The 21,601-nt window shown below is 60.6% G+C and carries 19 protein-coding genes; 7 read left to right on the top strand and 12 right to left on the bottom strand.

Annotated elements, in window-relative coordinates; genetic code table 11:
* The first annotated feature begins 1 nt into the window (after position 1).
* The 5 genes from kduI to HPQ64_RS17485 all read left to right on the top strand — a co-directional run bounded on the left by kduI (position 2) and on the right by HPQ64_RS17485 (position 4,524).
* On the top strand, positions 2 to 832 hold the full coding sequence (gene kduI / locus HPQ64_RS17505; protein ID WP_172889932.1) for a 5-dehydro-4-deoxy-D-glucuronate isomerase: 831 nt from the start codon (positions 2 to 4) through the stop codon (positions 830 to 832).
* Entirely contained in the window at positions 829 to 1,587 is a 759-nt protein-coding gene (gene kduD, locus HPQ64_RS17500; protein ID WP_172889931.1) for a 2-dehydro-3-deoxy-D-gluconate 5-dehydrogenase KduD, read from the top strand. Before kduI ends, kduD begins: the two co-directional genes overlap by 4 nt.
* An 89-nt stretch (positions 1,588 to 1,676) precedes the next feature.
* Positions 1,677 to 2,660, top strand: a complete 984-nt coding sequence (locus tag HPQ64_RS17495) for a TRAP transporter substrate-binding protein (RefSeq protein WP_172889930.1) — start codon at positions 1,677 to 1,679, stop codon at positions 2,658 to 2,660.
* A gap of 10 nt (positions 2,661 to 2,670) precedes the next feature.
* Positions 2,671 to 3,237 (top strand): TRAP transporter small permease, encoded by a 567-nt coding sequence (locus HPQ64_RS17490; RefSeq protein WP_172889929.1) that lies wholly within the window; start codon positions 2,671 to 2,673, stop codon positions 3,235 to 3,237.
* Positions 3,238 to 3,243: 6 nt separating this feature from the next.
* Positions 3,244 to 4,524 carry a TRAP transporter large permease gene (locus HPQ64_RS17485; protein WP_172889928.1) on the top strand — a complete coding sequence of 427 codons (1,281 nt, stop codon included), beginning with the start codon at positions 3,244 to 3,246 and terminating at the stop codon, positions 4,522 to 4,524.
* A gap of 85 nt (positions 4,525 to 4,609) precedes the next feature.
* Here the strand turns inward: HPQ64_RS17485 and HPQ64_RS17480 are convergent, their stop codons facing one another.
* The 9 genes from HPQ64_RS17480 to HPQ64_RS17440 form a co-directional block, all read right to left on the bottom strand.
* Entirely contained in the window at positions 4,610 to 5,683 is a 1,074-nt protein-coding gene (locus HPQ64_RS17480; RefSeq protein ID WP_172889927.1) for a D-alanine--D-alanine ligase family protein, read from the bottom strand.
* A gap of 98 nt (positions 5,684 to 5,781) precedes the next feature.
* Entirely contained in the window at positions 5,782 to 6,414 is a 633-nt protein-coding gene (ureG, locus tag HPQ64_RS17475; RefSeq protein ID WP_172889926.1) for an urease accessory protein UreG, read from the bottom strand.
* Entirely contained in the window at positions 6,411 to 7,121 is a 711-nt protein-coding gene (locus HPQ64_RS17470) for an urease accessory protein UreF (RefSeq protein ID WP_172889925.1), read from the bottom strand. The genes ureG and HPQ64_RS17470 overlap by 4 nt, the downstream gene beginning before the upstream one ends.
* Entirely contained in the window at positions 7,081 to 7,563 is a 483-nt protein-coding gene (locus HPQ64_RS17465) for an urease accessory protein UreE (protein ID WP_172889924.1), read from the bottom strand. The genes HPQ64_RS17470 and HPQ64_RS17465 overlap by 41 nt, the downstream gene beginning before the upstream one ends.
* Before the next feature lie 16 nt (positions 7,564 to 7,579).
* The gene (gene ureC / locus HPQ64_RS17460; protein WP_172889923.1) at positions 7,580 to 9,289 is read right to left on the bottom strand and encodes an urease subunit alpha; all 1,710 of its coding nucleotides are present in this window, start codon (positions 9,287 to 9,289) and stop codon (positions 7,580 to 7,582) included.
* On the bottom strand, positions 9,289 to 9,597 hold the full coding sequence (locus tag HPQ64_RS17455) for an urease subunit beta (RefSeq protein WP_172889922.1): 309 nt from the start codon (positions 9,595 to 9,597) through the stop codon (positions 9,289 to 9,291). The genes ureC and HPQ64_RS17455 overlap by 1 nt, the downstream gene beginning before the upstream one ends.
* Positions 9,598 to 9,606: 9 nt before the next feature.
* Positions 9,607 to 9,909, bottom strand: coding sequence for an urease subunit gamma (locus HPQ64_RS17450; protein WP_172889921.1), 303 nt, complete (start codon positions 9,907 to 9,909; stop codon positions 9,607 to 9,609).
* A gap of 25 nt (positions 9,910 to 9,934) precedes the next feature.
* Complete coding sequence (locus HPQ64_RS17445) at positions 9,935 to 10,813, bottom strand: urease accessory protein UreD (RefSeq protein ID WP_172889920.1); 879 nt, start codon at positions 10,811 to 10,813, stop codon at positions 9,935 to 9,937.
* Positions 10,814 to 11,024: 211 nt separating this feature from the next.
* On the bottom strand, positions 11,025 to 13,289 hold the full coding sequence (locus HPQ64_RS17440) for a mechanosensitive ion channel domain-containing protein (protein WP_210260353.1): 2,265 nt from the start codon (positions 13,287 to 13,289) through the stop codon (positions 11,025 to 11,027).
* 220 nt (positions 13,290 to 13,509) lie between these two features.
* On the opposite strand from HPQ64_RS17440, the gene HPQ64_RS17435 reads away from it, so the two are divergent.
* Entirely contained in the window at positions 13,510 to 13,710 is a 201-nt protein-coding gene (locus tag HPQ64_RS17435; RefSeq protein ID WP_172889918.1) for a dodecin family protein, read from the top strand.
* Positions 13,711 to 13,817: 107 nt separating this feature from the next.
* Here HPQ64_RS17435 and fdhF read toward each other — a convergent pair whose 3' ends face one another.
* From fdhF to HPQ64_RS17420, 3 genes are all read right to left on the bottom strand, one after another.
* Positions 13,818 to 16,631: a formate dehydrogenase subunit alpha gene (gene fdhF / locus HPQ64_RS17430; RefSeq protein ID WP_172889917.1), complete on the bottom strand. Its 2,814-nt coding sequence runs from the start codon at positions 16,629 to 16,631 to the stop codon at positions 13,818 to 13,820.
* A complete protein-coding gene (locus HPQ64_RS17425) occupies positions 16,628 to 18,307 on the bottom strand; it encodes an NADH-ubiquinone oxidoreductase-F iron-sulfur binding region domain-containing protein (RefSeq protein WP_172889916.1) in 1,680 nt (559 codons plus the stop codon). Before HPQ64_RS17425 ends, fdhF begins: the two co-directional genes overlap by 4 nt.
* An 84-nt stretch (positions 18,308 to 18,391) precedes the next feature.
* The gene (locus tag HPQ64_RS17420; RefSeq protein ID WP_172889915.1) at positions 18,392 to 19,318 is read right to left on the bottom strand and encodes a LysR family transcriptional regulator; all 927 of its coding nucleotides are present in this window, start codon (positions 19,316 to 19,318) and stop codon (positions 18,392 to 18,394) included.
* Between the two features lie 933 nt (positions 19,319 to 20,251).
* Between HPQ64_RS17420 and HPQ64_RS17415 the strand changes: the two genes are divergently transcribed.
* Entirely contained in the window at positions 20,252 to 21,583 is a 1,332-nt protein-coding gene (locus HPQ64_RS17415; RefSeq protein ID WP_172889914.1) for a YcaO-like family protein, read from the top strand.
* Positions 21,584 to 21,601: the final 18 nt, after the last annotated feature.

Genomic DNA, 21,601 nt, shown 5'->3' with positions numbered 1-21,601 from the left:
TATGGATGTCAGACAGGTCAGCAGCCCTGGCGAGTCAAGAGGTTACGACACCGCCGCCCTTCGTGCGCATTATCTCGTGGAGGGTTTGTTCAGACCGGGCGAATTGGCAATGACCTATAGTCATTTGGATCGCACGGTCCTGTTGGGCGTTGTGCCGCTGGATGAGCCGATCGAGTTGATCTCGAACAAGCAAATTGGATCTCCAGGCTTCCTCGACAGGCGCGAGCTGGGTGTTTTCAATATCGGTGGGCCCGGAACGGTGCTGGTCGGTGATGAGCGGCATGACGTCGGTCGACTTGAGGCGGTCTACCTCCCGAAGGGCGCGCAGAACGTCCGCTTCGCAAGCCGTGATACCGGAGCGCCGGCGCGCTTTTACGGTATCAGCACGCCGGCTCATGCCTCGCATCCGCTCAAGAAGATTACCATGGACGAAGCCAATCGTATCGAGCTCGGCACTCAGTCGGGCGCGAACATTCGAACGCTCCGGCAATACATCCATCCGGACGTCTGTACGTCGTGCCAGTTGACGATGGGAGTGACGCTGATCGCGGACGGAAGCGTTTGGAACACCATGCCATGCCACACCCATGACCGGCGGACGGAGGCTTATCTCTATTTCGACATGGCCGAGGATACGCGCGTCGTCCATCTGATGGGCGAGCCCGATGAGACGCGGCACCTGATCGTGGCGAACGAACAGGCGGTGCTTTCTCCCGGCTGGTCCATCCATAGCGGCGCTGGAACGGGGCGGTACGGTTTCATCTGGTCGATGGCCGGCGACAATCAGGACTTCAACGACATGGATTTCGTAGATATGGCGGATCTCAGATGACTGCGACATTCGGTTCCGCGCTCGAAGGCAAGGTGGCGATCGTCACGGGGGCGAATACCGGGCTTGGCCAGGCCTTTGCCCGCGATATGGCCGCGGCGGGAGCGCTGGTGGCTTGCGTCGGCAGATCGTCGATGGACGAGACGCTCGCCGCGATCGATGCGCCGGACCGCACGCTTGCGATCGAGGCCGATCTCAGCAGCCTCGAGCCGATCGACCGCATTGTCTCCGAAGTCCTCGCCTGGGCGGGCAGGATCGACATTCTTGTAAACAATGCAGGCATTATCCGTCGGGCCGATGCGCTCGACTTCACCGAAACGGACTGGGACGACGTGATGCAGGTCAACCTGAAATCACTGTTCTTCCTGAGCCAGGCGGTGGCGCGTGTGATGGTGCCCGAGGGGCGTGGCAAGATCGTCAATATCGCCTCGCTCCTGTCGTTCCAGGGAGGTATCCGGATCCCGTCCTATACGGCGAGCAAGAGCGGGGTCGCAGGCCTGACGCGGCTCCTGGCCTGTGAATGGGCGTCCAAGGGCATCAACGTGAATGCGGTCGCGCCCGGTTACGTAAGGACGAACAACACCAAGGCCCTGCAGGAGGATCCCGAGCGCAACCGCGCTATTGTCGAGCGCATTCCGGCCGGGCGTTGGGCTGAGGCATCGGACATCTCCGGCGCCGTACTTTTTCTCGCATCGAGCGCTGCCGATTACGTGCACGGGATTACCCTTCCCGTGGACGGTGGATGGCTTGCGCGATGAAGGGGAGGCGGGCTGCGGGTTGCACCAAATTCTGACGAGCGGCCTGGAAAGCCGATCGCAGATGTATCGAGAAAAAATGGGAGGAAACCATGAAACACTTTGGATCGTTGACGAAAATATTACTCACCGCCGCGGCGCTCGCCGCCGTGGCGGGACCGGTCGAGGCGCGCGACCTGCGTGGCTGGAACGTTCATGTTCCCGATTATCCGGTGTCGTTGGGCATGGAAAAATTCGGCGAACTCGTCGCCGAGCGCACCAACGGCCGCTTCGTACCCAGCACATTCCATAGCGCCGAGCTTGGAAACCAGCAGCAGGCCGTGGAGCAGATGACTTTCGACGGTATCGATTTCGCCGTCTTCAACGGCGGGCAGTTGGGCGATGTCGCGCCCGCGCTAAAGGTGGTTGGCCTACCTTACGTGTTTCGGAGCACCGAGCACATGTTCAATGTCGTGGACGGTGAGGTCGGAAAGCGCCTGTCCGACGAATTGGCGCCGGCCAACATGGTGGCGTTGGCCTGGTACGATGCGGGTGCGCGCAGCTTTTACACCGTGGAAAAGCCGATCAAGACGCCTGCCGATGTGGCAGGGCAGAAAATCCGGGTTCCGAATGCGGAGATCTTCGTCGCGACGGCCGAGGCGCTTGGCGCAAATGCAACGCCCATGGCGTTTGCCGAGGTTTTCCCGTCGCTTCAGACCGGCGTGATCGACGGTGCGGAAAACAACCCGCCCTCGGTGGTCTCCACGCGCCATCATGAGGTAATCAAATACTATACGCTGGATGAACACTTGCGAGTTCCCGAGGCGCTGGTCGTTACCAAGACACTGTGGGACAGCCTGTCCGACGAAGATAAGCAGATCTTCCGCGAGGCGGCGGTGGAATCCGCCGAGCTTCAGCGAAAGTTGTGGCATGAGCGCGAGGAAACGGCATTGGAGGCTATCAAGGCGGCTGGTGTCGAGATTATCGAAGTCGCCGACAAGCAGCCCTTCGTCGATGCGATGGACAGCGCGTATAAGCAATTGATCACCGATCCGAAGATCGAGGTGTTCCTGAAGGACATTCAGGCCGTTCAATAGGATCGATGACTTGAGGAATGATCTCAACGAACTGGAGCGTCCTGGCCACAGGCTGCTCCCATTCCTTACGCATTCTGGCAAGCCGGCGGTCGTGACGGTCGCCCTTGCCCGTCTGTGTGACGGTCTGGCCTTTCTGGTCAAGACAGCGTCCGCGCTGGCGCTCATCGCAATGATCGCGATGGCCGGTTGGCAGGTTTGGGGCCGCTACGTCCTGAACGATACACCGACCTGGACCACCTCGGTCACCTTGCTCACGATCCAGTATGTCGTCTTCCTGTCGGCAGCTGTTGGATTGCGGGAGGCCACACACCTGTCGGTGACGATGCTCAGAGACATGTTGCCACCGCACGCGCGTGTCTGGCTTGATCTTGCCGGATACGTGGCGGTCTTGCTTTTCGGCGTTGCGATGGTGTGGGGCGGCGCGTTGCTGATCGGGCGGACTGCCACCAGCAAGATGCCGCTACTGGGGATCAGTCAGGCCTGGACCTATCTGCCGCTAGTGCTGTCTGGCGGTCTGACAATTCTGTTTTGCGCCGAGCGGTTCATATCCCGCCCACGGCCGGTGATAGAGGCCTGAACGCCTATGGGCCTGGCAATTCTGTTCTTTCTCTTCATCCTGCTGCTCGCGATCAACTTGCCGATCGCCTATGCGCTGGGCCTTGCGGCCGTGGCGACCTTCCTTTGGGAGGGTATCCCCGTCGCCATCGCATTTCAGCGGGCCATAGGCGGGATCAACAGCTACTCCCTGATTGCCGTGCCGTTCTTTGTCTTCGCGGGAGAACTTATGCTGCGAGGCGGAATCGGCGAACGCCTGATAAACCTCTGCACGGCGCTTTTCGGTCGTATCAGGGGCGGGCTCGGGACGGTCAACGTCATGACGAGCATGCTGTTTGGCGGCATTTCAGGATCGGCGGTGGCGGATACGTCGGCCATCGGGTCGATGATGATCCCGATGATGGAAAAGGCGGGTTACGACAAGGACTACGCCGTCAATGTCACCGTCACGTCCTCTCTTGCCGGGATCGTCATCCCGCCGAGCCATAACATGATCCTTTATTCCCTGGCCGCGGGCGGCGCGGCCTCGGTGACCGGGCTATTTCTCGCCGGAATCGTGCCGGGCGTTCTTATGTGCCTGTCACTCGGCGCCGCGGCCTATCTTGTGGCCTTGCGCCGGGACTACCCTTCGGTTCCTTTCCCGGGGCTGGCGCAGACACTGCGATTTGCGGCGGGTGCTGTTCCGGGCCTTCTGACCGGTGTGCTGATCGTGGGCGGTGTGCTGTCCGGCATCTTCACTGTCACGGAATCCGCAGCAATCGGGGTGATTTACACTCTTGTCGTCACGGCCCTTCTATACCGCACGCTCAGCTATGCGGTCTTGCGGGACAGCCTTCTGGCCACCGTGCGCACCACCTCGATGGTTCTGATCCTGGTCGCAACCGCCTCCGCGTTCGCCTATCTCCTGTCCCTGTACCGGGTACCGTCTCTGGTCCTGGAAGGGCTCTTGTCGGTCTCGGACAACAAGGTTGTCCTTCTCCTGCTTGTCAACCTGGCGCTACTGGCGCTGGGAACATTCATGGACATGGCGGCGCTCATCCTGATCACGACGCCGATCTTTCTGCCCGTCGCACGCGAATTGGGAATGGATCCGACGCAATTCGGAATTCTTTTGATGATGAACCTCGGTCTGGGGTTAACCACACCACCCGTGGGGACGTGCCTTTTCGTTGGATGTTCCATCGGCGGCATAAAGATGGAAGAAACGGTGCGGACGATCCTGCCGTTCTACCTTGCGGTGCTTGCAGTCCTTATGCTCGTGACCTTCGTACCGCAGGTATCGCTATTTCTGCCCGGATTGGTTGAATAGGATCTGGGGTTGTTTGGTTGAGAAGCTTGTATAGGTTCCCAATCCAGGAACCCGAAATCGAGGCTCTGCTGGCAGTGGATCGTTCTCAGACAGTTTGTTCTGCCCGGGAGAAGCCGAATTCTATCAGACAATCGAGAATTTCCGGATAGGGAATGCCGCTTGCCGCAAAAGCCCTCGCGTACATGCTGATATCGGTGAAACCCGGGATCGTGTTGATTTCGTTGACGACGAAGCTCATGTCGGGCCGCACGAAGAAATCGACACGGGCCATGCCGTCGCATTCAAGCGTCCTGAAGGCCCGGCGAGCCGTTCCCCGAAGCTTCTCCGCCACATCCGGCGAAAGGTCTGCGGGTGCACTCAGATGAGCGCCATCCGCGTCAATATATTTGGCCTCGTAGGTGTAGAAGCGATGCGTGTCGGCGGGAGCGATTTCGCGCGGAACGGATACGAGGACCGATCCGTCAGGCTTTTCGAGGATGCCGAATTCGATCTCGCGACCCTGGATGAATTCCTCTGCCAGTACCTTCCGGTCGCACCGAAATGCCTCCGCGAGAGCGCTTTCGAACTCTTCCGCCGAGCTCGCCCTGCCAACACCGACGGACGAACCCTGCCGTGCCGGCTTCACAAACACGGGTGTTCCGAGAACTTCGGCGATCTCTTCGAACGACGGTTTTTCGCCGGATCGGATCGTCACCGACTTTGCGACCGGCAATCCAGCCTCGCGCAATAGGCGCTTGGCGATATCCTTGTCTATCGCACATGCAGAGCCCGCAAGAGCGCAGCCGGCAAGCGGAACGCCCGCAACCTCGGCAGCACCTTGTATCGTGCCGTCTTCGCCATGCAGGCCATGCAGGACCGGAAAAAGGATATCTATCGGCGCGATCTCTCGAGGTGTTCCGAAGTGCGGAACCAGAAGAGCCCGGCCGCCTCCGCCGGGAAACAGGCAGATCTCGTCGCCCTCTTCGGAGATTTTGCCTGGCAGCGTTCCATCATTCAATTCCATTGAAAACCAGCGGCCAGAACGGCTCACGGCAATCGGCACGACCTCGTATTTCGAAGGATCGAGGCTTGCGACAACGTTTTGAGCCGACATGAGGGAAACCACATGCTCATGCGGCCGCCCGCCGAAAAGAACCGCAACCCTCAACCTTTTCGCCATCATCCGTCCCCGATTCGTCGCGCATCAAAAACCTGCGGCGACGATAGCTCGAGCGGTGAGGGCAGGGCTACTGACGATGGAAGATCGGTAAGGCGACATCAATTCGCCGGTTCATGCGCCACGAGGCCGCCTTGCCGGACGATAAAATCCACAATTTCGCTGGCACTTTCGCCGCGTTTCAGATCGGTGAAGACGAAGGGTGCGCCCTTGCGCGATGCTTCGGCGTCTTGCGCCATGGCCTCAAGACCGACCCCGACATGGGGCGCGAGGTCCGCCTTGTTGATGATGAGGAGATCGGAGCGCGTGATGCCCGGACCGCCTTTTCGCGGGATGTCCCCGCCCTGGCACACGCTGATGACATAGATCGTGAGATCGGCAAGCTCGGGAGAGAAGGTCGCGGCGAGATTGTCGCCCCCGGATTCGATGAAGACCACGTCGAGATCCGGATGGCGGCGGGCCAGATCGGCGATTGCGGCCAGATTGATGGAAGCATCCTCGCGGATCGCGGTATGCGGGCAGCCGCCGGTCTCCACGCCGATGATACGGTCTTCCGAAAGCGCCTGATGACGGGCGAGATAAAGCGCATCCTCGCGGGTGTAGATGTCGTTGGTGACGACGCCGATTGAAAAGCGGCCCCGCATCGCCTCGCAAAGACGCTGGGTGAGGGTGGTCTTGCCCGAACCGACCGGGCCGCCGATGCCGATGCGAAGGGGGCCATGTTGCGAAGTCATGAGCGGAAGAGCCTCGTTTCCTGCATTTCGTGGTTCATGGACAAGATTTCCATAGCGAGCGACGCCGTGGAAAGCGCATCGAGCGGAGTGTCGATCGCGCGATCTCTCGTGTTCCGAAGATCGTCCTCGATTCCGGCGATGAGGCACTGGCCTTCCGTCTGGCCAAGGGGAACGAGACGGATCGCCGCCGAGACGAGATTGGAAACGGCGGCGTGAAGCCATGCATCGAGCGCGGCATTGCAAGCAATTCCGTGTCCGGCGGCGGCACTTGCCACAGCGAGCGGATAGGCGATCTCTCGGCCTGACCCTGAGAGGTGAGCGATGGCGTCGCAGGGCCATGCCTTTGCGGTCACTTCCATGAACGCGCGGCCTTGAGCAAGCGTTTCCAGGCGCAATTCGCGCGTCGGCTGAAAGGCGCAGGCGAAGGCGTTGATCTCAAAAAGCGCATCCCGGTCGCCGGCAAACGCCGCATCGTGGCTGCGGGCGAAGATCATGGCGTCGCTCCAGAGCGCTCCGAACTCCAGACTATCCAAAAGCCACTGCCTGACAGTGTCCACGTCCCGTACGCCGCCGCCGGATATCGCGCTTTCCAGCCCCTGGCTGTAGGCGAAGGCACCGACGGGATAGGACGGCGAAAGCCAGGTAAGCAGGCGATAGAGGGCGGCGTCAGTGACCATGGCCATGCCCGTGATGATGGGAGTGATCATGATTATGCCCGCCGGCATAAGCACCGCCTTCCGGATCGAACGGCTCAATGACCTCAGCCGTCGTCGCGCCGAGCTTTTCAAGCATGTTGGCGATCACATGGTCGCGGCGAATCAGGATACGGCTCTCCTCGATCTGCGCTTCCAGGTGCCGGTTTCCGAGGTGCCAGGCGAGTTGCAGCAGATGAAGCGGGGAGGACGCCCGTACTTCCAGAAGCGGCTCGGGAACGGCGCGCACCGCGATAATGCGCCCGTCATCAAGCTTCAGGCCATCACCATGGCGAAGCAACGTGGCTTCGGCCAGATCGAGTAGGAACTCAATGCCACCGTCACTCTTCAAAAGGACGCGGCGGCGGTGACGCCGGTCTTTTTCCAGGGTGATCTCATCCACGGCATTGCCTGACCAATGTTTTGCCGGCAAGACTTCGGATGCGCGAAGCGCCATGATCTCGGCTCCAAATTCAAAACAGAAAATAGCGCTGTGCCATGGGCAGAACATCCGCCGGCTCGCAGGTGAGCAATTCGCCGTCCGCTCGCACTTCATAGGTTTCGGGATCGACTTCGATTTTCGGCAGGCTGTCGTTCAGCCGCATATCGCGTTTCGTCACCGAGCGGGTGTTGTCGACGGCCAGAACCTCGCTCTCAAGGCCGAGCTTTTCGGCGATGCCCGCTTCGACCGCAGCTTGCGAGACGAAGCTGACGCGGCTGCGCGTGAGCATTTTGCCGAAGCTTGCGAACATCGGCCGGTAGTGCACGGGCTGCGGCGTGGGGATCGACGCATTCGGGTCGCCCATGGGGGCGGCGGCAATCGAGCCCATTTTGAGGACGAGATCCGGCTTCACGCCGAAGAAGGCCGGCGACCAGAGCACCAGATCGGCAAGCTTGCCGGCTTCCACGGAACCGATATGCGCCGACATGCCGTGGGCGACGGCCGGGTTGATGGTGTATTTGGCGATGTAGCGGCGGACGCGGAAATTGTCGTTGTCGCCAGTTTCCTCCGCCAGGCGCCCGCGCTGACGTTTCATCTTGTCGGCCGTCTGCCATGTGCGGATCAGCACCTCGCCGACGCGGCCCATGGCCTGACTGTCCGACGCGATGATCGAAAAGGCGCCGATGTCGTGCAGAATATCCTCTGCCGCAATCGTTTCCTTGCGGATGCGGCTTTCGGCAAAGGCGATGTCTTCCGGTATCGACGGATCGAGATGGTGGCAAACCATCAGCATGTCGAGGTGTTCGTCGACCGTGTTGACGGTATAGGGCCGTGTCGGGTTGGTGGAGGAGGGAAGCACGTTCGCCTCTCCGCAGACCTTGATGATGTCGGGCGCGTGTCCACCGCCCGCACCTTCGGTATGGAACGCATGGATCGTCCGGTTCTTGAAGGCAGCGACGGTGTTTTCGACAAAGCCGGACTCGTTCAGCGTGTCGGTGTGGATCATCACCTGGACGCCCGTATCGTCGGCAACCGAAAGGCAATTGTCGATGGCCGCCGGTGTAGTGCCCCAGTCTTCATGCAGCTTGAGTGCGCAGGCACCGGCCCTGATCTGTTCAAGAAGGCCATCGGGCAATGAAGCATTGCCCTTGCCGGCAAAGGCAAGGTTCATCGGGAAGGCTTCGGCGGCCTCCAGCATGCGCGAGATATGCCAGGGGCCGGGCGTGCAAGTCGTTGCGTTGGTGCCGGTTGCAGGGCCCGTCCCGCCGCCAAGCATCGTGGTGACGCCGGAATAAAGCGCCTCGTCTATCTGCTGCGGGCAGATGAAGTGGATATGCGCATCGAACCCGCCCGCGGTCAGGATCTTGCCTTCGCCTGCGATCGCCTCCGTGCCGGGTCCGACGATGATGTCCACCCCCGGCTGCGTATCGGGGTTGCCCGCCTTGCCAATACCGGCGATGCGCCCGTTCCTGAGGCCGACGTCGGCCTTGTAGATGCCGGTGTGATCGACGATCAGCGCATTGGTGATCACCGTATCGACAGCGCCGTCCGCGCGCGAAAGCTGGCTCTGGCCCATGCCGTCGCGGATGACCTTTCCGCCGCCGAATTTCACTTCCTCGCCATAGGTTGTCAGGTCTTTTTCAACCTCGATGAAAAGTTCCGTATCGGCAAGTCGAACCTTGTCGCCGACGGTGGGGCCGTACATTGCGGCGTAAGTATCCCGGGATATACGAGCCGGCATCAGTCAAGCTCCCCCATGACCCTGGCGTTGAAGCCGTAGACCGTGCGCGCTCCGGCGACCGGGACAAGTGTGATATCGCGCGTCTGGCCGGGCTCGAAACGCACGGCGGTGCCGGCGGCAATGTCAAGCCGCATCCCGCGCGCTTTTTCGCGGTCGAAATCGAGCGCAGGGTTGGTCTCGTAGAAATGATAGTGGCTTCCGACCTGAACCGGCCGGTCGCCGGTGTTGGCGACGGAAAGGGTTACGGTCGGCTGACCGGCGTTCAGCTCGATCTCGCCGCTCGCCGCGATGATTTCTCCGGGGATCATGGCGCGCTCCTATCTTATCGGTTCATGGACGGTGACGAGCTTCGTACCGTCTGGAAATGTCGCCTCCACCTGGACATCGTGGATCATCTCCGCAACGCCCTCCATCACCTGTTCGCGAGTGATGACTTTCGCGCCATCGGCCATGAGATCGGCGACGGAACGTCCGTCACGCGCGCCTTCCACGACGAAATCGGTGATCAGCGCGATGGCTTCGGGGTGGTTCAGCTTGACGCCGCGTTCCAGCCTGCGGCGGGCGACCATGGCGGCCATGCTGACCAGAAGCTTGTCCTTTTCACGGGGCGTGAGGTTCATTTTTCGCCTCTTCCTTACAATCGCTTCACATCATCCATACGCGCGGCAGGCCTTCGCCGCCGCGAAACTTTTCCAGCACGGGCCTGAGAGCCGCCCTCAAGGCCTGTCCGTTCGGCGCAAGAAAGCGCGCAAGGACGATGCCATCGAGATCGGTACAGCCGAACGCGGCAGCCGATGTCGGACGCAGGCTGCGCAGTATCTCGCATATTTCAGCGCTTTCGGGGTCGGCATAGAGAAGTGTCGCGAAGGCGCGTGCACCGGCACCGCAGCCGGGCCGGTCGAATTTGGCCGCAATATCGCCGGCAACCGCGAACCGGTCGACGAACCTCAACTCGCCATCCTGTTCGATACGCCAATTGTCGGAAAGGTAGCCGGAACGAACAGTCTCGCCCATGGCGGGGCGCCCCAGGATGACCGCCTCGATCCCAAGGAAACGCGCAGAGCCTTCAAGGCGCACCGTCGCGTGGCGTTTCAACCTGCCGCCGTCGAACAGGATCGTTTCCTGCGGCAGCCAATGCGCGGTCGCGCCATCCGCGATGTGCAAGGCGTTGACGACTTCCGCACTCCCTTCCCGTGCACGGTAGATTCGCTCGCAGGCTTGCGTTGTGATCGTGGCTTTCGAGGACGCCTGCCAACTTGCATCCACGGAAAACCGGTCGCCGTCGGTCAGGCCGCCGGACGTATTGATGAGAACGGCTTCAGGTTCCGCATTGACGCTGCGCGGAAGGCGCACCTTGCAGGAGCCTGCCTGATAAAGATCGGCAAGTGCGCTCCGTTCGCCACGCTTCTTGAAGGAGATGCGAGCCTCGCCGATCGCACGCTGAAGTGCGGGAGGGGTCAACTCCGCCGTACCCGGGTCTTCAAACGCCTTTTGTCCGGCGATTCTGGCGGTCGCCTGCGGCATACTCTCCCCGATCCGGCTCGCGGCCTTTCCGCGTATTGTCCTCAACCCGAGGCATGTCGAGCAAGTTTCTTGCCGATTTGCATTTGCCGCAGCGGCTTTCGCCTATTCGACCTTTATTCGGAAATTCAATCCTGAGAATGGCCGTATCAGAACCCGGGGTTTGCATATTTTTTGGCCCGACATGCCCAAAAAACCGGCAATAAACCAAGCGTTATTGATGCGCCTTCTCTTCCATGGGTGATGCGTCCTCCAAGCGGGGCTCATCGACCGTCCTTGATGCACTGTCCTCCTTTTCCGGTATTTTTGCCTGGGTGTCTTCTCTCGAAAAGCGAATGTGTGCCGGTGGAGCGTTGCCCTTTTTGTCCTCGCCGAAATAGATCGTCTGATGCGGGAAGGGGATCTCGATGCCGCGTTCGTCGAAGACCTTCTTCAAGATGCCGTTGTAGGCGCGGCCGATTGCCCATTGCTTTCCCGGACGCGTCTTGATGCGAGAGCGCAGTACGACAGCGCTGTCGCCAAGGGCCTGCACGCCGAACCATTCCATATCGCCCAGGATTTCGCGGGAGTGTTCCTGGTCTTCCCGCAGGATTTCGAATGCGTCGAACATCGCCTTGCGTGCTTCGTCGTGGTCCTCGCGATAGGCGATGCCCATGTCGCAGACATGGTAGGCGAAATCGCGCATGAAGTTCGTCACCATATCCACCGAGGAAAAGGGGATGATGTGGTATGAGCCATGTACGTCACGCAGGCCGACGGCACGAACGGAAAGCTTCTCCACCGATCCGGTCATGCCGCCGACGGTGATGACATCGCCCACATTGATGGCGTTGTCGAGCTGAATGAAAACGCCGGTGATGATGTCCTGCACCAGTTTCTGCGCGCCGAAGCCGATGGCAAGGCCAAGAACGCCGGCCGAGGCGATAAGCGGGGCGATGTTGATGCCGATTTCCGAAAGGGTGAACATCAGCGTCATCACGATGATGGCGATCGTCGCCGCGTTCTTGAGGAGCGTGAGAAGCGTTTGCTCGCGCGCCGATGGAACCTTGCCGAATTCCGGGTTGGTGCGGTAGTCCACCCAGGAAGAAAGCGCCAGCCACACCGCGAAGGCGACGATCAGGATCATCGCCACGGTTATGAGTGCCGAAGTCGCGCGCACCCCGATCTGCGACTGCAGCCATCCGGACGCGTCGACAAGGCCGACCGTGTGAAGGGCGAACACGGTGACGGCAATCAGGATCGTGAAGCGTAGCACGGTCAGGGCCTGGGGAATGAAGGTGTTCAAACGGCGCTCAAGCAGCGGCAACCTCTGGTTCACAGAGTCCGGCAGCTCGATCCCGCGGCTTACCGCGCCTGCGATCCAGCCGGAAATGGCAAACCCGGCCATGAAACCTGCCAAGACCTGAAAACTCGCGTAAAGCACGGGGATCAGCACGCCGCCCGGCTGCGCAAGGACGATTGCGGCCAGAAAGATGAGATAGGTAAGAGTCGCCAAATGCCAGCGCCGCGCGAGAGCGCGAGCGAAACCGCCGCGGACCATGTTTTCTGATTTTTCGATGAGCCAAACCGTTACTTTCCGGCGATAAAGGATCGTCATGGTCGCTGCGACGCCTATCGCGGTAAGGGCGAGCAGGACGGAAACGGCCCGTCCGGCAGCGAAGGAGACGTTCTGATTGAAGATCGGCACGACAAGCAACTGCCCGTATCCCAGAATGGAGATTATGGCGGTAAACCCGCGCGTCATGGTTTTCGCCGCGGCATCGCTGAAGGGGATGAGGCGAAGGTCGCCGGTCGTCGGCGAAAGGGTGAAGCGAAGCGCAACCTTGATGAGTTCGACGATCAGAAATGCGTTGAGGTATAGCGTCTGGCGGATGCCGATGGAGCCGAATTCGCCGAAGAAAAGAAGCGTGATCAGATAACCGCTCGCCCAAGCGAGGATGACGACGCCAATGTCGATAACGGTTGAGCCGGCGGCGAGTGCGAGGGTCCTGAGCGTATCGGAAGCCGACGCGACCCTTCCCAGGGAATGATAGATACGTTTTGCCAGCGTTCTGAGGACGATGAAAATCGCGTAGGTCGTGACGATGACGAGCGCAAGATCGCGCAATGCATCCAGGATCACGCCGATCTGGTCGCCATCCAGCGCCGAAAGGGCGGCAGGAGCGGTCTTGAGGTGCAGCCAGAAGAATTGCGCCCTGGCAAGTGCGGTTTCCGCCGCTTTCTGCGTGTAGTCTGCAATTTTCCGGCCGAAGGTGAGCGGCACTTCCTCAATGGCGCTGCGCCCTGTTTCCTGTGTCGCTTCGCCTTTCGTCGCCGCCTCCAGGCTTTCGATCAGAACCTGGCGTTTCCGATCATCCCGTAGAACGTCGATAAACTGCTGCATGACCTCGCCGTCGCTCGCGCCCTGCTGCTGATCGGCTGACGGCTGTGTGGGTAGAAGTTGAGCGGTAGCTTCGCCCGGCGTCAGAGCGGCTGCCAAAATTCCCGTAATCAATAATAAGAAGACCTTTACGCCGTTGGATCTTTCAATAGTTCTCGAAATTCGCATCTTTTTTCCGCTTGGTCGTTCTGATTGCCTGTTGGTTTAACTTGTTAGAGCTAGGGCGTGACGAAAATTTAGCGAGAAAGATTGTGCGACGGCGCGATAAAAGGTCAAATATGAAGCGTTCTGGCCGGGGGGCACTCAAAAGGAGAGCGTCATGTCCATGCTAAAGGTAGTCGAAGTCCTCGCAGAATCCGACAAGAGCTGGGAAGACGCTGCGCAAAACGCCGTTTCAGATGCGGCGAAAACCCTACGCGGCATCAAATCGATCTACATCAAGAATTTCGAGGCGTCCGTCGACAACAACCAGATCAAGACCTATCGCATCAACGCGAAGATCTCATTCATGCTTGATTGAGGCAGGATCCTGCAGTCGACCGGGAAGAGAGCCGTTCGATCGCCAGTCGATGAAAATGGGCCGCCCGCATTCAGGCAAAATCGCCTGAATGCGGGGGATTTTGCCGTCTATTCCGCCGCTTCGGCTCTCATCTGGTCGACGCGGACAGCGCAGTATTTGAACTCCGGGATCTTTCCGAAAGGATCAAGTTGCGGGTTCGTCAGCCGGTTTGCCGGTGCTTCCACAAAGCAGAAGGGGATGAAAACCATCCCGTCGGCGACTTCCCGGTCTTCGCGCAGGAGAGCCGTAATCGAGCCGCGCCGTGTCGTGACGGTGACCGGTTCGCCCGCCCGTAAGCCGCGCTTGCGGATTTCGTGAGGGTTCATGGCCGCCGTCGCCTCCGGCTCGATCGCTGAAAGTGCCGCTGAGCGGCGGGTCATTGCGCCGGTGTGCCAATGCTCGAGCAGGCGCCCCGTGGTCAGTACCAGCGGATAGGTGTCGTCAGGCACTTCATCCGGCGGAAGAAGGTCGGCCGGAACGATCCTGCCCTTGCCCGACTTGGTCGGGAAGCCTTGCGCGAACAGGATTTCCGTGCCCGGTCCGTCGTCCGAGGTCGCAGGATAGGTGACGCATTCCTCCCTGAGCAGCCGCTCCCATGTGATGTGGTCGAGCGAAGGCATCATGGACGCCATCTCGGTATAGACCTCGCCGATGTCGGCATAGTTCCAATCCAGCCCGATGCGCCTGGCGATCTCGACGATCAACTCCCAGTCCTGGCGCGCTTCGCCCGGCAGATCGAGCGCCGGGCGGCCGAGCTGTACCTGCCGGTTGGTGTTCGTGAATGTGCCCGTCTTCTCCGCATGGGCGGAGGCTGGAAGCACCACGTCGGCGTGCCATGCGGTTTCGGTCAGGAAAATATCCTGCACGACCAGGTGATCGAGCTTGGCGAGCGCCTCGCGGGCGTGAATCTGATCGGGATCGGACATGGCCGGGTTTTCGCCCATGATGTACATGGCGCTGATCCTGCCTTCATGGATCGCATCCATGATTTCCACGACCGTCAGGCCGCGAGCGGGATCGAGCGTGCGGCCCCAGGCGTCCTCGTATTTCGCGCGGATGTCGGCATCTTCCACCGATTTGTAGTCCGGAAAGACCATGGGAATTAGTCCCGCGTCGGACGCGCCTTGCACGTTGTTTTGTCCACGCAAGGGGTGAAGACCCGTGCCCGGGCGCCCCACCTGGCCGGTAATCAGAGCAAGCGCGATCAGGCAGCGGGCATTGTCCGTTCCATGAACGTGCTGCGAAATGCCCATTCCCCAGAAGATGATGGAACGCGGGCTCGTCGCATATTCGCGGGCAACCGCGCGAAGCGTATCCGCGTCGATACCGCAAACGGCGGCCATGCTTTCGGGAGAGAAATCCCTGACCTTCTCCTTCAGCGCCTCGAAGCCCTCGACATTCGCCTGGATGTATTGCTCGTCGTAGAGATTTTCCTCGATGATCGTGTGGATCATCGCGTTGAGCATCGCCACATCCGTGCCCGGCTTGAACTGAAGGCCGTATTTGGCGTGGCGCATGAGGTTCTGGCCGCGCGGGTCCATGACGATCAGCGTCGCGCCGCGCTTGGCCGCCTGCTTGAGATAGGTGGCGGCAACGGGGTGGTTCTGCGCGGGCCGGGCGCCGATGACGATCATGCAGTCGGCTTCATTGGCCGCATTGAAGGGAGCGGAAACCGCACCTGAGCCCACGCCCTCCATAAGGGCTGCGACGGATGAGGCATGGCAAAGCCGTGTGCAGTGATCGACATTGTTCGTGCCGAAGCCCTGGCGTACGAGCTTCTGGAATAGATAGGCCTCTTCGTTGGAGCCTTTTGCCGAGCCGAAGCCGGCAAGAGCACTTCCGCCACGGCTGTTGATCGTTCTCGACAGGCCGAGCGCAGCACGATCAAGCGCTTCCTCCCAGCTCGCCTCGCGAAACACCTCCCAGGGGTTGGCCGGGTTGAGCATCATAGCACCGTCCTTTGGCGCGTCGTCGCGGCGGATCAGCGGCTTTGTCAGCCGGTGCGGATGGCGCACATAGTCGAAACCGAAGCGGCCTTTCACACAAAGGCGGTTTTCGTTCGCCGGGCCATTGCGCCCGTCCACTTGGACGATCCTGTCGTCCTTTACGTAGACACGCGTCTGGCAGCCGACGCCGCAGAAGGGGCAGAGCGTATCCACCACCTTGTCGGGGTAGATCGTGCGCTTTCGCGCCTGTTCGTCCATCAGGCTCTTTTCGAAAAGCGCTCCCGTCGGGCAGGCCTGCACGCATTCCCCGCAGGCAACGCAGGTGGAGCCGCCCATCGGGTCGGAGAGGTCGAACACCGGTCTCGTTTCGCCGCCGCGAAAGCCCATGCCAATGACATCGTTCACTTGAACTTCTCGGCAGGCGCGCTCGCACAGGCCACAGGCGATGCAGGCGTCGAGATTGACGGCGATCGCCGGGTGGCTGGCGTCGATCCGGGCTTCGCGCGGGGTTGGTGCGTGACCGTCTCCGCTCTCACCATTATCGCCGAAGCGGCTTGCGTAACGCGAACCGGTAACGCCAAGACGATCCGACCATTTCCAGAAGTCTGCCTCGGGGTCGGGGGCGGCATTCTTCTCCGGCATGTCGGCCATCAGGAGCTCGAATACCATCTCGCGCGCCTTCGTGGCGCGCTCGCCCGCCGTGGTTACGTTCAGCCCTTCCGCTGCCTTTCTCTGGCAGGAGGCGGCGAGGACGCGCTCGCCCTCGATCTCCACCATGCAGGCGCGGCAATTACCGTCGGAACGATAGCCCGGCGCGTCCTTGTGACAGAGGTGGGGTATCGCGATGCCTTCGCGTTTGGCAACTTCCCAGATGCTTTCGCCCGGGCTTGCCTCGACGTCGCGGCCGTCGAGCGTGAAGCGGATCTTGTCGCTCATTGGCCAGCCTCCTCCTGCATGATCCTGAGAACCGAACGGACGGGATTTGGCGCGGCCTGACCGAGTCCGCAGATCGAGGCGTCGCGCATGACCTGTTCGAGGTCGGAAAGAAGGCCTGGATCCCAGTCGCCCGCCTCGAGCACGGCGACCATTTTCTCCGTGCCGGAGCGGCAGGGCGTACATTGGCCGCAGCTTTCATGCTTGAAGAACCGCAGAAGATTGAGCGCGGCCTTCTTGAGGTCGTCCTTGTGCGAAAGGATTACCACCGCATGGGAGCCGACGAAGCCCCCGTGCGGCTCAAACGTTCCGAAGTCGAGCGGCATGTCGCTCATGGATGCGGGAAAGATGCCCCCCGATGCGCCGCCTGGAAGGAATGCGCGAAATTCATGGCCCTCCGCCATGCCGCCGCAAGCCTCGATCAATTCGTCGATGGACGTGCCGGCAGGTACGATCTTCACGCCGGGCTCGGCAACGCGGCCGGAAACGGAGAAGGAACGAAGGCCCTTGTGGCCTTCCTTGCCCTGATTTGCGAACCAGCCGGGCCCTTTCTCCACGATCGTGCGTATCCAGTAGAGCGTTTCGACGTTGTGGTTCAGCGTCGGGCGGCCGAACAGGCCCACTTCGGCGATATACGGTGGGCGGTGGCGGGGCAGGCCGCGCTTTCCTTCGATCGATTCGATCATGGCGCTTTCCTCGCCGCAGATATAGGCGCCCGCGCCACGGCGGATCTCGATCGGACAAAGGTCGCAAAGCCCCGCGTCGGTGAGGGCCTCGACCTCCCGCTTCAGGACTTCAAGAACGCCGGGGTACTCGTCGCGCATGTAGATATATAGCCGCTCCGCTTCCACCGCCCATGCGGCGACCAGCGCACCCTCAAGCATCCGGTGCGGATCGCGCTCAAGATAGTAGCGGTCCTTGAACGTGCCGGGTTCGCCCTCGTCGCCGTTCACGGTCATCAGGCGTGGTCCCTCGAAGGAGCGGACGATCTGCCATTTCTTGCCTGCCGGAAAGCCCGCACCACCCAGCCCGCGCAGGCCGGCGTCCGACAGCATTTCGACAAGTTCTTCCGGCGTGCGCTCGCCTCTCAGGCAGGATTCATAAAGTGAATAGCCACCCTCGGCACGATATTGCTCAAGATCGATGTAGCCGGGGACGATCGCGCCGATGGCGTTTTCGTCGATGATCCGGCCGATGGCATCCACACTCGCATAACCGACTTCGCGTCGGCCGACACATGCGGACGGGGCTTCGGCGCAGCGGCCCTGGCATGGCGCGCGTATGATGCGCACATTGGCCGGATCGCAGCCCGCTTCCAACGCCGCGATCAGATTGTCCGCGCCGGCCAGTTCGCAGGAAAGCGAATCGCAAACCCTGACCGTCACGGGAGCCGGCGCTTCCTCGTCATCCTTCACGATATCGAAGTGATGATAGAAGCTCGCCACTTCGAAGATCTCAGCCTCCGAAAGTCGCATTTCAACCGCAAGCGCCTTTAGGTGGGCCGCGCCCAGATGGCCGTGACGGTCCTGAATCCGGTGCAGAAATTCGATCAGCAGATCACGCCGGCGCGGCTCGTCGCCAAGAAGGCTCCGAACTTCTTCGATCGCGTCCTCGCTCAATTGCCGTCCTTTCGGACGCGACGACTTCTTGATGATGTCCGCCCGGCTGCCTCCAAGCATCGCCTTCGATCCTCCCGAACTGGTCGAAAGCCCTAAAAGATCGCCACATGCGAAAATGGCAAATCGTTTATGCCGATCAATCGATCATGTCGCGTTATCAGACGCAAGGCCGGATTCGGCGACATTGGCGGCGGCGCGCGACCATAGTGCCGAAACTAGCGGCAAAAGCGGCTCGCGCCGCGCCGCAATCAAGCCGATCACCGGCTGCACCGCAAGGTCCGCGAGATCGCGCCGGGCAAGGCCGCCGATGCAAACCATGTCGGCCATGGCCCGAGGAAGGATCGCCGCAACGTCGCCCGCGCTCGCCCGGCTGACGATCGCCAGGAAGCTGTTGGCTTCGAAATCCACGTTCGGTTCTATACCGGCATCCGAAAACGCGCGGTTAAGGATGCGCCTGTTTTGCATGTCCGGCGTCATGAGCGCCAGGGGAACGTTTGCAAGGTCGCTCCATTCCGCCGGGGTCGTGTCTTCTCCCAAAAGCGCGGGAGCGCCCACCAGGCAATATCGTTCCCTCGCCAGGGGCAACGCTTTTACATCGGGAATGGGCTCGTTGTTGAGATAGGTGATACCTGCGTCAAGCGCAAATTCCTTCAGCCCCTGATCGATCGCGCGCGACGACAGGCTCGATGCGCGCAAACGAATGTTCGGATGAATGGCGGAAATCGAAGAGGCAAGCACGCCTGCAAGCGGCGTCGCGGTCGGGATTACCCCGATGCGAAGCAGTCCGCCCAGCCTCTCTCCGGATTTGGCGTCCTGCACAAGGCCGTCGACGTCGTTCATAAGCTGCCTGGCTCGCGCCAATACCCGCTCTCCCGCGGTCGTGAAGCCTTCAAAGCGCCGGCTGCGCTCCACCAGCGGCGTGCCAAGGGCATGTTCCATTTTCCGAATTCGCGCGGATAGGGCGGGTTGGGAAAGGTTGCAGGCATCGGCCGCCTTGGCGAAATGTCGAAAATCGGCGAGAGCCACCAATACCCTGAGGTCGGCGAGATCGATCGGTGGTATGGGGTTCAATTCACTGGGTCCCCGATGCGGAATTTGAACTGGCTCCATTTCATACGCCCGGATCACATCCCAAGAAAAGCGGGAACATGCCGTAGATAAGAAATCGCCCGGGAATCGACGCCCCAATAGATGGAGGGTGCAAAATCCGCTTCGCGATGGAGCGCGGGCAGTTCATGAAATGGGAGGCGTCCGAAGGCTCGAATACCTTTCGGACATCGAGGATATTTTCAAATATTACGGATAAACGGCTTGAACCAAGCCAGAAAATAAAATAAACGGCCATCCATACGACCCACGCGAATGAAACGTATGGATGGCCAATTTTTTCAAAAGATCTTTAATAGGACTTGGTGCTTAAATTCCGGCTTGAGCGTATGATTCGAAGCCGTGGCTTTTTGCTTTGAATTTCAAAGCCTTGTCAGGCTTTCCTTTCCACGCCGATAACCCCGATGAAGAAGTTGACGGCGAAAGGAAACCGGGCCGGCGCGGGACCCGGTCAAGTTGGGTCACGTGCGTTTCCGACGGGCAATTCCCACCGTGGCTTCGCAAGTGCGGAGTTGAACGGCAGCGAAGACCAGTTTCAAGGATCTTCCAATGCACGCCTCGACCGTCCTTCTCCAGGCACCCGATTTGCTTGTAGATATGCGTTCAGCCGGTTACTCGGTCACAACCGATGATTATCATTCCCCCAATGTCGCTCCTCTGCGGAACCCCGCTCGCTTGGAAAAAACGACAAGTGAATGACATCAGAATTCGCGTTATTTTTGCGTGATTTTCTGTGCAGCCATCGCGTGAGGCAGGAAAGGCGAACCATTTTCCGCAATTGGGCGCATCAGCAGGGGAATACGCAGCGGAATGTAGAAAAAAGCATGCCCGGTTGCACTTGACGTCACCTGCTATCGCGTCGCAATTGTTGAATGGGGTGGAAGGGGACGTCAACAGATGACCATGCAATCGGAAACAAGGCAAACACTTGTTTCTGCGGCCGATCTCGTTACCGGCGCGAATGATCCGGAGAGTGGCGGCCTAGGGCCGGAATTTCTGAAATGGCTCGGTGTGACGCCGGAACTTGATGAGGCGGACCGGCGCGACCTCGCAAACCTTTTGCGATTTGCGGCGGGCCTTGACCGCCTGTTCGAACTGCCGGTGCCCGATGCGCCGGGTCTGGCGTGTTTCGGCGCTTCGGTATCCGTCGCTGCCTATGGCGCCAAGGTGAACGCCGGCACTTCCGTTTCCGGGGTGGGTCCAAGCCGGCTTGCGGCTTTTCGCGCCTGTGTGGCGGAAGCTTGCGAGTTTGCGAGCCAGTTCGAAATACCGGAGGATGCGCGCGTGCGCATCGTCGAACCTGACAGCGTGAGCCCGGGAAGTATCGACGATTGCGAATTTCAGGAGCTTCACGGCGGAAATTCGGTCAACCCCACGGATTGGGTGGAAGCGGTGCGATTGCCGAACCGGTCGAGGGATGCGGTTCCCGCAGACCTGTGTTGGCGCAGGTCCGGGGGGCGCAGGCCCAACGGGTTGCCGTATCTGATGGGGATCGGTGTCGCCGCCGGCCGAACCCGTGAGGAGGCGGCGTATCGCGCCATCCTCGAATGGGCTGAACGGGATGCCGTCGCCCTTTGGTGGAGGGGCGGCCGACGCCCGGGCGCCGTCGATCTGGAAACGCTGGCTTCAAGTGGCGTTGTAGAATTGCTCAAGCATTATCGCCAAGGCCGTACCGAGAGGCGTTCGTGGTTCCTGAACCTGACGAATGATGTCGGCATTCCGGTGGCGGCCGCTCTTTCCTCGGACAGGGACGGGGCGGGAGTGGCATACGGTTTTGCGGCGGGTGGATCGATGGAGGAGGCGTTGCGCGGCGCCATCGAGGAACTTCTGCAGATCGAACTTGCCGATAGGGTTGTCGCGGCGAAGCGCGCCGAGCGCGGGGACGAAGGGCTGAACGAGACGGATCGCAAGCATGTGGCCCGTGCCGGAATGGTGAGAGGCGACTGGCTGAACCTTCAGCCCGTTTGCATTGCTCCTCACGAGACCCTGTCCCCGGTCGACGATGACCAGGACAATCGCCTCAATCTCCTTGCGACGCGCCTTGGCAGTCGCGGGCACGCGGTTCGCATTATAGACTTGACCCGGCCCGATTTCGATATCCCGGTCGCGCGGGCGATCGTTACCGGACTGCAACCGGACCCATCAGAGCTCGTGTCGAAGCGCCTGTCCCACCAACGAGCGCTGGCCGTGACCGGTGAAATCCCCGGGGACCGGGTTGAGCTCTACTGAAATGGAATTACCGGAGAA

This window comes from Hongsoonwoonella zoysiae (assembly GCF_013266695.1).
GTDB classification, from domain to species: Bacteria; Pseudomonadota; Alphaproteobacteria; order Rhizobiales; family Stappiaceae; genus Hongsoonwoonella; species Hongsoonwoonella zoysiae.
This window is presented reverse-complemented; position numbering and strand designations above follow the sequence as displayed.